The sequence below is a fragment of the Streptomyces sp. HUAS MG56 genome, from assembly GCF_058673395.1.
In genome coordinates this window covers 7,363,343-7,377,184 of record NZ_CM178722.1, presented here as the reverse complement: position 1 = coordinate 7,377,184, position 13,842 = coordinate 7,363,343, and the positions used below count along the sequence as shown (strand labels likewise).

Annotated in this window: 10 protein-coding genes; 5 read left to right on the top strand and 5 right to left on the bottom strand. The window is 72.2% G+C overall.

All coding sequences use genetic code 11. The features are described 5' to 3' along the window. Positions 1–47: 47 nt before the first annotated feature. Together AC4OXY_RS34640 and AC4OXY_RS34635 are read right to left on the bottom strand one after the other, a co-directional pair. Entirely contained in the window at positions 48–1,418 is a 1,371-nt protein-coding gene (locus AC4OXY_RS34640) for a M16 family metallopeptidase (protein ID WP_491994681.1), read from the bottom strand. 17 nt (positions 1,419–1,435) lie between these two features. Continuing rightward, complete coding sequence (locus AC4OXY_RS34635; protein WP_362822516.1) at positions 1,436–2,830, bottom strand: M16 family metallopeptidase; 1,395 nt, start codon at positions 2,828–2,830, stop codon at positions 1,436–1,438. A gap of 293 nt (positions 2,831–3,123) precedes the next feature. Here AC4OXY_RS34635 and AC4OXY_RS34630 point away from each other — a divergent pair, with 293 nt between their 5' ends. Next, complete coding sequence (locus AC4OXY_RS34630) at positions 3,124–5,583, top strand: DNA gyrase/topoisomerase IV subunit A (protein WP_362822514.1); 2,460 nt, start codon at positions 3,124–3,126, stop codon at positions 5,581–5,583. Here AC4OXY_RS34630 and AC4OXY_RS34625 read toward each other — a convergent pair. After that, a complete protein-coding gene (locus AC4OXY_RS34625) occupies positions 5,580–6,650 on the bottom strand; it encodes a CobW family GTP-binding protein (protein WP_491991615.1) in 1,071 nt (356 codons plus the stop codon). The two genes, AC4OXY_RS34630 and AC4OXY_RS34625, sit on opposite strands and share 4 nt — an antisense overlap. Before the next feature lie 66 nt (positions 6,651–6,716). Then, on the bottom strand, positions 6,717–7,883 hold the full coding sequence (locus tag AC4OXY_RS34620; protein ID WP_356021435.1) for a citrate synthase/methylcitrate synthase: 1,167 nt from the start codon (positions 7,881–7,883) through the stop codon (positions 6,717–6,719). 125 nt (positions 7,884–8,008) lie between these two features. Here AC4OXY_RS34620 and AC4OXY_RS34615 point away from each other — a divergent pair, with 125 nt between their 5' ends. The 4 genes from AC4OXY_RS34615 to AC4OXY_RS34600 all read left to right on the top strand — a co-directional run bounded on the left by AC4OXY_RS34615 (position 8,009) and on the right by AC4OXY_RS34600 (position 12,747). Then, complete coding sequence (locus AC4OXY_RS34615) at positions 8,009–9,265, top strand: citrate synthase (RefSeq protein ID WP_376286967.1); 1,257 nt, start codon at positions 8,009–8,011, stop codon at positions 9,263–9,265. Between the two features lie 78 nt (positions 9,266–9,343). Next, the gene (locus AC4OXY_RS34610; RefSeq protein ID WP_491991614.1) at positions 9,344–10,285 is read left to right on the top strand and encodes a ferredoxin family protein; all 942 of its coding nucleotides are present in this window, start codon (positions 9,344–9,346) and stop codon (positions 10,283–10,285) included. Between the two features lie 87 nt (positions 10,286–10,372). Next, on the top strand, positions 10,373–12,070 hold the full coding sequence (locus AC4OXY_RS34605; RefSeq protein ID WP_491991613.1) for an ATP-binding protein: 1,698 nt from the start codon (positions 10,373–10,375) through the stop codon (positions 12,068–12,070). After that, positions 12,067–12,747, top strand: a complete 681-nt coding sequence (locus tag AC4OXY_RS34600; RefSeq protein WP_362822510.1) for a response regulator — start codon at positions 12,067–12,069, stop codon at positions 12,745–12,747. Before AC4OXY_RS34605 ends, AC4OXY_RS34600 begins: the two co-directional genes overlap by 4 nt. 18 nt (positions 12,748–12,765) lie before the next feature. On the opposite strand, the gene AC4OXY_RS34595 is transcribed toward AC4OXY_RS34600, so the two are convergent. Further along, positions 12,766–13,821, bottom strand: a complete 1,056-nt coding sequence (locus AC4OXY_RS34595; RefSeq protein ID WP_362822509.1) for an ABC transporter substrate-binding protein — start codon at positions 13,819–13,821, stop codon at positions 12,766–12,768. Positions 13,822–13,842: the final 21 nt, after the last annotated feature.

The window sequence follows — 13,842 nt, the reverse complement described above, 5'->3', positions numbered from 1 at the left end:
GGGGCCCTGACGGCCCGTAGGCGGTCAGGGCCCCACGCGGGCGTGCCCTACTCGGCCGCGACCACGCTGACTTCGCCGATGCCGAGAGCCTCCACCGGCGCCTTGATCTGCGAGGCGTCACCGACGAGGACGGTCACCAGGCCGTCCACCGGGAAGGCGTTCACGACGGCGGCCGTGGCCTCCACCGTGCCCGTGGCGGCCAGCTGCCGGTACAGCGTCGCCTGGAAGTCGTCGGGCAGATGCTGCTCGACCTGGTCGGCCAGCGTGCTCGCGACGGCCGCCGCCGTCTCGTACTTGAGCGGCGCGACCCCGACGAGGTTCTGGACGGCCACGTCCCGCTCGGCGTCGGTCAGTCCCTCCGCCGCGAGGGTGCGCAGCACCGTCCACAGGTCGTCCAGCGCGGGGCCGGTGTTCGGCGTGTCCACCGAGCCGCTGATGGCGAGCAGGGAGGCACCCGTGCCGTCCGCGGCGGACCGCAGGACCTGGCCGAAGGCACGCACACCGTAGGTGTAGCCCTTCTCCTCGCGCAGGACGCGGTCCAGGCGGGAGGTGAGGGTGCCGCCCAGGCAGTACGTGCCGAGCACCTGCGCGGGCCACACGCGGTCGTGCCGGTCGGGGCCCACGCGGCCGATCAGCAGCTGCGTCTGGACCGCACCGGGCCGGTCCACGATGACCACGCGGCCGGTGTCGTCGGCGCTCACGGCCGGCACGGGCCGGGGCTGCCCCGGGGTACCGCTCCAGGCACCCAGGGTGTCGCCGAGCAGGGCGTCCAGGTCGATGCCGGTGAAGTCGCCGACCACGACCGTGGTGGCCGTCGAGGGGCGCACATGGCGGTCGTAGAAGGCGCGTACGGCGGCCGCGTCGATCTTCTCGACCGTCTCCTCGGTGCCCTGGCGCGGACGCGACATGCGCGAGGTGGCCGGGAACAGCTCCTTGGACAGCTCCTTGGCGGCCCGGCGGGTGGGGTTGGCCAGCTCGTGCGGGATCTCGTCCAGGCGGTTGCGGACCAGCCGCTCGACCTCGCTCTCGGCGAACGCGGGCGCGCGCAGGGCGTCGGCGAGCAGGCCGAGGCCCTTGGCGAGGCGGGAGGCGGGCACCTCCAGGCTGATGCGGACACCGGAGTGGTCGGCGTGCGCGTCGAGCGTGGCACCCGCGCGCTCCAGCTCGGCCGCGAACTCCTCGGCGGAGTGCTGGTCGGTGCCCTCGGAGAAGGCCCGCGCCATGATCGTGGCGACGCCGTCCAGACCGGCCGGCTCGGCGTCCAGGGGCGCGTCGAGCAGCACCTCGACGGCGACGACCTGCTGGCCGGGGCGGTGGCAGCGCAGCACCGTCAGGCCGTTGTCGAGCGCCGCGCGCTCGGGGGCCGGGAACGCCCACGGCTTGGCCTCGCCGGGCCGCGGCTGAGGGTGGAAGTCCATGCTGGCGAGCTGCTCGGTCACTTGGCCGTCTCCTCGTTCTCGTTGCCGGCCTCTACGGTCGCTTCCTGCTCCGGGTCCTCGGGCACGTCGGCGTCGGGGGCCGCTTCCGGGGACTTCGGCTCGTAGACGAGGACCGCGCGGTTGTCGGGACGCAGGCGGGCCTTGGCGACCTCCTGGACCTCCTCGGCGGTCACCGCCAGGACGCGCTGCACAGCCGTGAGGGCGAGCTGCGGGTCGCCGAACAGGACGGCGAACCGGCACAGTTCGTCGGCGCGGCCCGCCACCGTGCCGAGCCGGTCCAGCCACTCGCGCTCCAACTGGGCCTGGGCGCGCTCCATTTCCTCCGGCGTCGGGCCCTCCTCGGCGAACCGGGCGAGCTCCTCGTCGATGGCGGCCTCGATGACCGGCACCTCGACGTCGCCGGAGGCCTTCACGTCCAGCCAGCCCATCGAGGGCGCGCCGGCGAGGCGCAGCAGGCCGAAACCGGCCGCGACGGCCGTACGGTCGCGGCGCACCAGCCGGTTGTACAGCCGGGAGGACTCGCCGCCGCCGAGGACGGTCAGGGCGAGGTCGGCCGCGTCGCACGCGCGCGTGCCGTCCTCCGGCAGCCGGTAGGCGGCCATCAGGGCGCGCGCCGGGACCTCCTCGACGACGACCTCGCGCTTCTGCTCGCCGATGACCTCGGGCAGGGAGCCGTCGCGGGGCGCGGGCTTGCCGTCGTGCGCGGGGATCGAGCCGAAGTACTTCTCGATCCAGGCGAGGGTCCGTACGGGGTCGATGTCGCCGACCACGGACAGCACCGCGTTGTTCGGCGCGTAGTAGGTGCGGAAGAACTGGCGGGCGTCCTCCAGGGTGGCCGCGTCCAGGTCCGCCATCGAGCCGATCGGCGTGTGGTGGTAGGGGTGGCCCTGCGGGTAGCTGAGGGCGGTCAGCTTCTCGAAGGCGGTGCCGTAGGGGACGTTGTCGTAGCGCTGGCGGCGCTCGTTCTTGACGACGTCCCGCTGGTTCTCCATGGACTCGTCGTCCAGGGCGGCCAGCAGCGAGCCCATGCGGTCGGCCTCCAGCCAGAGCGCGAGCTCCAGCTGGTGGGCGGGCATGGTCTCGAAGTAGTTGGTGCGCTCGAAGCTGGTGGTGCCGTTCAGCGAGCCGCCGGCACCCTGCACCAGTTCGAAGTGGCCGTTGCCCTTCACCTGTCCCGAGCCCTGGAACATCAAGTGCTCGAAAAGGTGAGCCAGGCCGGTACGCCCCTTGACTTCGTGGCGGGAGCCGACGTCGTACCAGAGGCAGACCGCCGCCACCGGGGTCAGGTGGTCCTCGGAGAGCACCACGCGCAGACCGTTGGCCAGGCGGTGCTCGGTCGCTGTCAGGCCCCCGGAGCCTGCCTCGGCTGTGGTCGTGTGACCCATGGGCATGTACGTCCCTTCGCGAGCGGAGGCGGTTGTGCAAACCGCGGTTTTCCTGCCGTGCCTGCCACTGTATGCAAAGCGTGCGGGGCCTCGGCGAAGTTCCCGCGGGCCGTACGCCCACAGCGGATCGCGCACACCGTTCCGGGCGGGTGCCGGAGCGGGTGCCGGGACGGGTGCCGGGACGGCTTCCGGCAGCCGACGGGGCCGCGGACACCGGGTCGTGGCACGGGTTGTCAGTGCCTCGGTCCACAATGGTCGGCGTCAGATCCGTCAAACGCTTCAGCAAGGAGCCAGGCAGGATGGCCCGCCGCAGCACGAAGACCCCGCCGCCCGACGACTCGTACGAGGAGAAGATCCTCGACATCGACGTCGTGGACGAGATGCGTGGCTCCTACCTCGAGTACGCGTACTCGGTCATCTATTCGCGCGCCCTGCCGGACGCCCGTGACGGCCTCAAGCCGGTGCACCGCCGGATCGTGTACCAGATGAACGAGATGGGCGTGCGCCCCGACCGCGCCTACGTGAAGTGCGCGCGTGTCGTCGGCGAGGTCATGGGCAAGCTGCACCCGCACGGCGACGCGTCGATCTACGACGCCCTGGTGCGCATGGCCCAGCCGTTCTCCATGCGCGTGCCGCTCGTCGACGGCCACGGCAACTTCGGCTCGCTGGGCAACGACGACCCGCCGGCCGCGATGCGGTACACCGAGTGCCGGATGGCCGAGGCGACGAGCCTGATGACCGAGTCGATCGACGAGGACACGGTCGACTTCGCGCCCAACTACGACGGCCAGGAGCAGGAGCCGGTGGCTCTGCCGGCCGCCTTCCCGAACCTGCTGGTCAACGGCTCCTCGGGCATCGCGGTCGGCATGGCGACGAACATGCCGCCGCACAACCTCGGCGAGGTGATCGCGGCCGCCCGCCATCTGATCCGGTCTCCGAACGCCGACCTGGACGCGCTGATGCGGCACGTCCCGGGCCCGGACCTGCCCACCGGCGGCCGGATCGTCGGCCTCGACGGCATCCGGGACGCGTACGCGACGGGCCGCGGCACCTTCAAGATCCGGGCCACGGTGTCGGTGGAGACGGTGACGGCCCGCCGCAAGGGCCTGGTCATCACCGAACTGCCCTTCACGGTCGGCCCCGAGAAGGTCATCGCGAAGATCAAGGACCTGGTCAACGCGAAGAAGGTCCAGGGCATCGCCGACGTCAAGGACCTCACCGACCGCGAGCACGGCCTGCGCCTGGTCATCGAGATCAAGAACGGCTTCGTGCCGGAGGCGATCCTGGAGCAGCTGTACAAGCTGACCCCGATGGAGGAGTCCTTCGGCATCAACAACGTGGCGCTGGTGGACGGCCAGCCGCTCACCCTGGGCCTGAAGGAGCTGCTGGAGGTCTATCTCGACCACCGCTTCGACGTGGTCCGGCGCCGCAGCGAGTTCCGCCGCACCAAGCGCCGCGACCGGCTGCACCTGGTCGAGGGTCTGTTGACCGCGCTGGTCGACATCGACGAGGTCATCCGGCTGATCCGCTCCAGCGAGAACTCCGCGCAGGCCAAGCAGCGCCTGATGGAGCGCTTCTCACTGAGCGAGATCCAGACGCAGTACATCCTCGACACGCCGCTGCGCCGGCTCACCAAGTACGACCGCATCGAGCTGGAGGCGGAGAAGGACAGGCTCACCGCGGAGATCGAGGAGCTGACCCGGATCCTGGAGTCCGACGCGGAGCTGCGCAAGCTGGTCTCGGCCGAACTGGCCGCCGTGGCCAAGAAGTTCGGCACCGACCGGCGCACGGTCCTGCTGGAGTCCGCGGGTGCCCCGGTGGCCGCGGTGCCGCTCCAGGTGGCCGACGACCCGTGCCGGGTGCTGATGTCCTCGACCGGTCTGCTGGCCCGCGCGGCGGCCGACGCGGCGTTCCCGGAGGAGGCCGGCGCGAAGCGCGTCAAGCACGACGTGATCGTCTCGGCGGTGCCGGCGACCGCACGCGGTGAGATCGGGGCGGTGACCTCGGCGGGCCGGCTGCTGCGGATCAACGTGGTCGACCTGCCCCAGCTGCCGCAGACGGCGACCGCGCCGAACCTCGCCGGGGGCGCCCCGCTCGCGGAGTTCGTGTCCCTGGTGGACGACGAGACGGTGGTCTGCCTGACCACGCTCGACGAGTCGTCCCCGGGCCTCGCGCTCGGCACGGAACAGGGTGTCGTCAAGCGCGTGGTGCCCGACTACCCGTCCAACAAGGACGAGTTGGAGGTCATCACGCTCAAGGAGGGCGACCGGATCGTCGGCGCGGTGGAACTGCGCACCGGCGACGAGGACCTGGTCTTCATCACGGACGACGCGCAGCTGCTGCGCTTCCAGGCGTCCATCGTGCGCCCGCAGGGCCGCCCGGCGGGCGGTATGGCGGGCATCAAGGTCGCCGACGGCGCCAAGGTGATCTCCTTCACGGCGGTCGACCCGGCCGCCGACGCGGTGGTCTTCACGGTGGCGGGTTCGCGCGGCACGCTGGACGACTCCGTGCAGACCACGGCCAAGCTGACCCCGTTCGACCAGTACCCGCGCAAGGGCCGGGCCACGGGCGGCGTGCGCTGCCAGCGGTTCCTGAAGGGCGAGGACTGCCTGTCGCTGGCCTGGGCGGGCCCGGTTCCCGCGCGCGCGGCCCAGAAGACCGGCGCCCCGGCCGAGCTGCCGGAGCTGGACCCACGCCGGGACGGCTCGGGCACGTCGCTGCCGATGACGGTCTCGGTCGTCGCGGGGCCGGTCTTCTAGACCGGCGGGTCCTGCGGCCCGGCCCCCGTCTCCTGCGGTCCCTGGACGTACCGCAGGACGCCCCACATGCCGTGTTCGTCGGCGTGTGGGGCGTCGTTCCTGGCCGCCTCCAGCTCCTTGCCCAGGGCGTCGGTGTCGATGCCGGAGCCGATCAGCACGAGCTGGGTGAGCCGGTCGCCGGCCGCGGTCCAGGGCTCGGGGTAGAAGCGCAGGAACCGGCCGACGGCGTGCACGGCGTACCGGTTGCGGGTGTCGTACGGCCCGAAGTTGACGTACCCCTTGATCCGGTACAGCCCCTCGGGCCGGCTGTCCAGGAACCGCATGAGCTCGCGCGGGTCCATGGGCAGGTCGGAGGTGAAGGACAGGCTGTCGTAGCCGGTGTGGAGATGACCGGTGTGGTCGTCGTCATCGGTGTGGTCGTGCAGGTCGTCGAAGGACAGCTGCCCGATGCGCTCCTCGCTGGGCTTGCAGTCGAAGAGGAACTCCGGGTCGATACGGCCGTAGGCGGCGGGGACGACGGCGGCTCGGTCGGCGAGGGACCGTACGAGGCCGAGCACGCGCTCGCCGTCCGCGGCCCGGTCGAGCTTGTTGACCACCACGAGGTCGGCGAGGGCCAGGTGCCGGTCGACCTCGGGGTGGCGGGCCCGGGTGTCGTCGAACTCGGCGGCGTCCACGACCTCGACCAGGCCGCCGTAGACGATCCCGGGGTGCTCGCTGGCCAGCACCATCCGCACGAGTTCCTGGGGCTCGGCGAGCCCGCTGGCCTCGATGACGATCACGTCGATGCCGACGCCGGGGGCGGCGAGCCGGTTCAGGTAGACGTCGAGCTCGCTCGCGTCGACGGCACAGCACAGGCAGCCGTTGCCCAGCGAGAGGGTCGAGTCGCCGAGGGCACCGGCGACGGCCATCGCGTCGATCTCGATGGCCCCGAAGTCGTTGACGATCGCGCCGATCCGGCTGCCGCCGCTGCGGTGCAGGAGGTGGTTGAGGAGCGTGGTCTTGCCGGAGCCGAGGAATCCGGCGAGCACGACGACGGGGATCTGCTGCGGGGTGCTGCTGTTGCCCAACGGGCGCCCTCTCTCACGTGGACCGACTGCCGGTCCAGGATAAGAGCGGCGCCCCCGGGCCCGGGCTCACGGCTGAACCGGCACCGCCACCGGGGGCTCCGGTCCGACGTAGCGGGCGACGGGGCGGATGATCTTCGGATCGGCCGCCTGTTCCAGGATGTTGGCGCTCCAGCCCACCACCCTGGCCGCCGCGAAGGTGGGGGTGAACATCTCGCGGGGCAGCCCGCACAGTTCCATGACCACGCCGGCGTAGAACTCGACGTTGGTGTGGAGTTCACGGCCGGGCTTCAGCTCTTCGAGGATCGCCTCGACCTTCCGCTCGACCTCCACGGCGAACGCGACGCGCGGGCCGCCGAAGCTCTCGGCGATCTCCCGCAGCATCCGCGAACGGGGGTCCTCCGTGCGGTAGACGGCGTGCCCGAACCCCATGATCCGGTCGCCGCCGAGCACCCGCGCGCGGATCCAGGAGTCGATCCGGTCCGGGGTGCCGATGGCGTCCAGGGTGTCCAGGGCCCGGCTGGGCGCGCCGCCGTGCAGCGGCCCGGACAGGGCACCCACGGCCCCGGTCAGACAGGCCACCACGTCGGCGCCGGTGGAGGCGATGACCCGGGCGGTGAAGGTTGACGGGTTGAATCCATGGTCAATGGTGGAGATCAGGTATTGCTCGACCGCACGGGCGTGCCGAGGCTCGGGTTCCTCGCCGGTGAGCATGTACAGGTAGTTGGCCGCGTGGGCGAGGTCCTCGCGCGGCTCGACCGGATCGAGTCCCTGCCCGAGCCGGTACAGGGCGGTGAGCAGGGTGGGTACGGCCGCGCAGGCGGCCAGGGTGTCGGCGCGGCGCCGGTCGGCGTCGATGTCGTACACCGGCCGCATGCCCTGGGACGCGCCCAGCAGTGACAGGGCCGTGCGCAGCCCGGACAGCGGGCCGGAGACCCGGCTCGCGGCGGCGATCGCGGGCAGTGCGGCGCGGACCTCCGCGGGCAGCCGGCGCAGCGCGGCGGTCTCGGCCGCGAAGGCGGCCCGGTGCCGCGCGTCCGGGAGTGCGCCGTGGACCAGGAGATGCCAGACGTCCTCGAAGCCGCGGGTCCGCGCGAGTTCGACGGCCGAGTACTGGCGGTAGTGGTAGAAGCCCTGCCGTCCCCGGACGTCACCGATCTCGGTCTCGGTGACGACAACGCCGGCGAGGCCGCGCGGGGCGTCGATGAGCGGAGTGGCGGCTCTGTTGATGGACATGGATTCCCTCCCGGTTTTCCACTCTGGACTTGATTCGACTGTCCATGCTTGACTGTTTTCTTGTCAACGTTGATTGAATCAATGTATCGCTATCAAGATGTGCAGAGACGGCTACGGTGACCCCTATGCGCGATCACGAACCCGCTCCCGGCCGCCCCGGGCGAAGGCTGACCACCAAGGAGACCGCCGAACTGCTCGGTGTGAAGCCCGAGACGGTCTACGCGTACGTGAGCCGCGGTCTGCTCAGCAGCAGACGCGAACCGGGCGGCCGGGCCAGCACCTTCGAGGCGAAGGAGGTCGAGGCCCTCGCCCGGCGCAACCGGCGTGAGGCGGCCGGGACTCCGGGCTCCGGCGGCGACCTGTCGGTGCGGACCCGCATCACGCTGATCGAGCAGGACCGCTACTTCTTCCGCGGCGTGGACGCCGTCGACCTGGCCCTGCGCCACTCGTACGAGGAGGTCGCGGAATGGCTGTGGACGGGCCGGCCGGCTCCGGGGGCCGCCTTCTCCGCCCCCGCCGCCACGGTCGAGGTCGCCCGCCGGGCGGTGAACGCGCTGTCCGAGCACGCCTCCCCCACCGACCGGCTCCGGGTGGCGGCGATCGCCGCGGCGGCCGAGGACCCGCTGCGCTTCGACCTGTCCGAGGACACGGTGCTGAACACCGCGCGGATCCTCATCCCCACCCTCGTCGCCGCGCTGCCGCCGGCCCGGCACGCCCACAGGGACGACGGCCCGCTGGCCCACCGGCTGTGGGGCCGGCTGACCGGACGCCCTGCCGACGAGGCGTCCCTGCGGGTCCTGGACACCGCGCTCGCCCTGCTCGCCGACCACGACCTGGCCGCGTCCACGCTCGCCGTCCGGGTCGCCGCCTCGGCCCGGGCCCACGCCTACGCGGCCGTCTCGGCCGGGCTCGGCGTCCTGGAGGGCCCGCTGCACGGTGCCGCGAGCGGCGGCGCCCACCGCATACTGCTCGACGTGCTCGACCAGGGCACGGCGGTCCCGGTGATCGCCGACGAACTGCGCGCGGGCCGTCGTGTCCCCGGACTCGGCCACCGGCTGTACGCGGGCGAGGATCCCCGCGCGCGCGTGCTGTTCAGCCTCCTGGAGCAGGTGCCGCGCGCGGAGTCCGCCCTGCTCGCGGCCCGGGACATCGTCGCCACGACCGCCCGGCACACCCCGCTGCACGCCAACGTCGACCTGGCCCTGGCGGTGTTCACGGCGTCCAGCGGCATGCCCGCCACGGCCGGCGAGACGATCTTCGCGGTCGCCCGGACGGCGGGCTGGATCGCGCACGCGCTGGAGGAGTACGGCGAGCGCCCCCTGCGCATGCGCCCCGTCGGCCACTACGTCGGCGCACGACCGCCGCAGCCCCTTCCGGAGTAGGGCCCGCGCCGCCCGCCGGAGCAGTACTCGGTCACGGCCGGAAGTCGCCCCGCACGAAGTCAGGTTAGGCTCACCTCTGTGAGTAGGTGCGCGACCGTCTCCCGGAGCCTCGACGAGCCCGTTTCCGGCACGGCGGCCACGGCGACGACGTGGCTGCTGCTGGAACAGCCCGGCCCGTGGGGCGCCAAGGCGCTCACTTCCAGCCATCTGGACCCCGGGTTGGGACGAGCGCTGGAGCGGGCGGCCGAGGGAACCGGCGTGCGCGTGGCCCTCATACGGCGCCCCGGGCGGCACGCCGACCCCGGCACGCCACCGCTGCGGCATGTGTACGCGGCCCACACCGTTCCGGGAAACGCGTGGCTGCACAGCGCCACCGTCCGCGCACCGGAACGGCTGCTCGACCTCGACTTCACCGCTCTCGGCACGGGCGACCACCGCTCCTTCGGCGCCGCGCTCGACGGCCGCCCGCACCGGGGCGACCCGCTCGCGCTCGTGTGCACCAATGGCAAGCGCGACCGCTGCTGCGCCCTTCTGGGCCGCCCGCTCGCCGGCGAGCTGGCCGCCTCGGGGGTGCACGGGGTCTGGGAGGTCACCCATCTGGGTGGACATCGTTTCTCGCCGACGGTGCTCGTCCTGCCGTACGGCTACGCCTACGGCCGCGCCGAGGCGCGCACGGTCAAGGAGGCCCTGCACGGCGTCCGCGAGGGGCGTGTGGTGGTCGAGGGATGCCGGGGGTGCTCCGCTTGGGAACGGCCCGGCCAGGCGGCCGAGCTGGCCGTGCGGAGGGCGGCGGGCGAGGACCGCGCGGGCGTGCTGAGCGTCGTACGGACCGACGGCGCGGCCCCGCGCTGGGAGGTCGCCGTCGCCCACACCGACGGCCGTCTGTGGCGGGTCACCATGGCGCAGGGGGCGTCGCTGCCGCCGCGCGCGGAGAGCTGTGGCGCGGAAGTGCTGGGCACGCCCGCGCGGATGGACGTGACCGCGGTGCGCGAACTGCAGCCGACGGCACTGGCGAGTTGAGCGCACCCCCGTCGTTCAAGAATTGGTCAAGAGATCCCCACCACAACCCCTGGGGCACACGGGGCCTTCCCACGTAACGTCGTCCCCATGAGCCCGCCTCCGCCCGCCCGCCGCCTGCGCGTCGGTCTGCCGCGACGGGCGTTCTCCCAGGTGCTGCTCATGCAGGTGACGATCGCGGCGGGAGTGGCGGTGCTGGCGACCGGGCTGTTCCTGGCACCGCTGAGCAAGCAGCTGGACCACGAGGCGATGCGCCGCGCGCTGGTCATCGCCCAGACCACGGCCCAGGACCCGCAGATCGCCGAGGGCGTGCTGACCACCGAGCCGACGACGGACGGGCCGGTGCAGCGGGAGGCGGAACGGATCCGACAGGCCACCCACGCCGAGTACATCGTGGTGATGGACCGGCGGGGCGTGCGCTGGTCGCACACCACTCCGTCGGAGATCGGCGCGCACGTCTCGACCGACCCCCGCGAAGCGCTGGCCGGCAAGCAGGTCATGGAGATCGACGACGGCACCCTGGGCCGCTCGGCCCGTGGCAAGGTGCCGCTCTACGACGCCGGCCACCGGATCGTCGGCGCGGTCTCCGTCGGCATCGCGTACGACAGTGTGCGGGCGCGGCTGATCAGCGCGATCCCGGGGCTGTTCGCGTACGCCGGCGGCGCTCTCGCGGTGGGCGCGCTGGCCGCCTGGGTGATCTCCCGCCGGGTCCAGCGGCAGACCCGCGACCTGGCGTTCTCCGACATCTCGGCGCTGCTCGCGGAGCGCGAGGCGATGCTGCACGGCATCCGGGAGGGCGTGGTGGCCCTGGACCGCGGCGGCCGCGTCCGGCTGCTCAACGACGAGGCGCGGCGGCTGCTGGGCATCGGCGACGAGGCGGTCGGCCGCACGCCCGACGAGGCGCTCGGCGAGGGCCGTACGACCGATGTCCTGGCCGGGCGGGTCACGGGGACCGACCTGCTCACCGTGCGCGGTCAGCGCGTCCTGGTCGCCAACCGCATGCCCACCGGCGACGGCGGCGCCGTGGCCACCCTGCGCGACCGCACCGAACTGGAGCGGCTCGGGCGCGAACTGGACTCCACGCGCGGGCTGATCGACGCCCTGCGCGCCCAGGACCACGAGCACGCCAACCGCATGCACACCCTGCTCGGGCTGCTGGAACTGGACATGTACGACGACGCCGTGGAGTTCGTCGGCGAGGTGGTCGGCGACCACCGGGTCACCGCCGAGCAGATCACCGAGAAGATCCAGGACCCGCTGCTGGCGGCACTGCTGGTCGGCAAGGCGACCGTGGCGGCCGAGCGCGGCGTCGCCCTGTGGGTGTCGGAGCGCACTCTCCTCCCGGACCGGCTGATCGACCCCCGGGGCCTGGTCACGGTCGTGGGCAATCTGGTGGACAACGCCCTGGACGCGGTCGCGGGCACGCCGCACGCGCGCGTGGAGGTCGAATTGCGCACCGAGGGGCGTGCGGTCGTCCTCAGGGTGCGCGACACCGGCCCCGGCATCCCGGCGGCCCAGCGGGAGTTGATCTTCACGGAGGGCTGGTCCACCAAGGAGCCGCCCGCGCACGGCAAACGGGGCCTCGGGCTCTCGCTGGTGCACCGGCTGGCCGAACGGCAGGGCGGCAGGGCGACGGTGGGGACCGCGGACGGCGGCGGTGCCGAGTTCGCCGTGGTCCTGCCCGAGGCGCTCACCGAGCCGGAGCCGGAACGGGCACCGGCGCTCACGGGACCGGCCGCGCCGGCCCCCGAGCACACCCCCGCCGCTGCCGAGGAGGAGGCTCGATGATCGAGGTCCTGGTCGTGGACGACGACACCCGCGTCGCCCGCGTCAACGCCGCCTACGTCGAGAAGGTCCCGGGCTTCCATGTGGCGGGCGAGGCGCACAGCGCGGCCGAGGCGCTGCGTCTGGTGGAGACGCTGGCTCGGGTGGACCTGGTGCTCATGGACCACTATCTGCCGGACGACACCGGGCTCTCGGTCGTGCGCGAGATGCGCCGGCGCGGCCACCAGACCGACGTGATCATGGTGACGGCGGCACGGGACGTGTCGACCGTACAGGCCGCCTTGCGGCACGGGGCACTGCAGTACCTGGTGAAGCCGTTCGCCTTCGCCGGCCTGCGGAGCAAGCTGGAGGCGTACGCGGACCTGCGGCGCACCCTGGACGGCGGCGGGGAGGCCGGGCAGGCGGAGGTGGACCGGATCTTCGGTGCCCTGTCCGCTCCGTCGGAGCCCGGCCTGCCCAAGGGCCACTCCCCCACGACGGCCGAGCTGGTGCGTCAGGCGCTGATGCATGCTCAAGCGCCGCTGTCCGCACAGGAGATCGCGGAGCGGACGGGGGTGAGCCGGCAGACCGCACAGCGCTATCTGAAGCTCCTGGAGCGCACGGGACGGGCGCGGCTCACTCTCAAGTACGGCGACGCGGGCCGCCCGGAACACCGTTACGTGTGGGCGACCCGCGTCTGAACGGGCAGGGCCTGCGCGCTACTTGGCGGCCTTGACGAACTCGGTCGTGTACGTCTTGCTCAAGTCGACCTCGGCGTTCTTGATGTTGGGGTTGAACGACTTGAGGACCTTCTCCACGGTCTCGGGGCCGCCCTCGGGCATCACGCCGTCCTTGGTGAACATCGGCAGGGTGCTCTTGACGGCCTGGGTGTAGAGCGCCTTGTTGCCCTGGGAGTAGTCGGCGGGCATCTTGGCGGCGATCTCGTCGGCGCTGTGGGTGGACATCCAGGTGAGCGTCTTGACGAATGCATTGACCAACTTCTGGACGGTGTCCTTGTGTCCGTTCACCCAGTCCGTCTTCATGTACAGACTTGACGAGGGGTACGGCCCGCCCAGCGCCTCCTGCGAGCCCTCGGGGGTGCGCATGTCGAGGAGGATCTTGCCCGCCTTCTTGTCCAGGATCGTCGCGACGGTCGGGTCGGTGGTCATACCGCCGTCGATCGCGCCGTTCTGCAGCGCAGCGATGAACGTCGGCCCGGCGCCGACCGAGACCGGCGTGAACTCGCTGACGTCGACGCCGTTCTTGACCGCCAGGTACTTGGTGAGGAAGTCGGTGGAGGAGCCGAGGCTGGTCACGCCCAGCTTGCGGCCCTTGAAGTCCTTGGGTGACGTGAGGTCGCCCGCCGCCTTGCCGGAGACGACCTCGACCTCGCCGGGCGCGTGGGAGAACTGGACGACCGACTCCACCGGCTTGCCCTTCACCTGGAGGTCGAGGGTGTGGTCGTAGAAGCCGACCGCTCCCTGCACCTGGCCGGAGACGAGCGCGGTCTCGGCCTGGACCCCGGCGGGCTCACTGAGCAGCTGGACGTTCAGTCCCTCCGCCTGGAAGTAGCCGAGGCGCTGTGTGAGCATCGCGGGCAGGTAGATGACCTTGTCCAGGCCACCGACCATGATCTTGACCGACTCGCCCTTGCCGCCCCCGCCGCTGCCGGTGTCGGCCGTGGAGCTCGCCGCGTCGTTGGCGCAGGCGGTGAGCGAGGAGAGGGCGAGGAGTCCGGCGGCGGCCAGGGAGGCGTATCTGGCGGTCTTGCGCATGGCGGTGTCACGTCCTTGTGA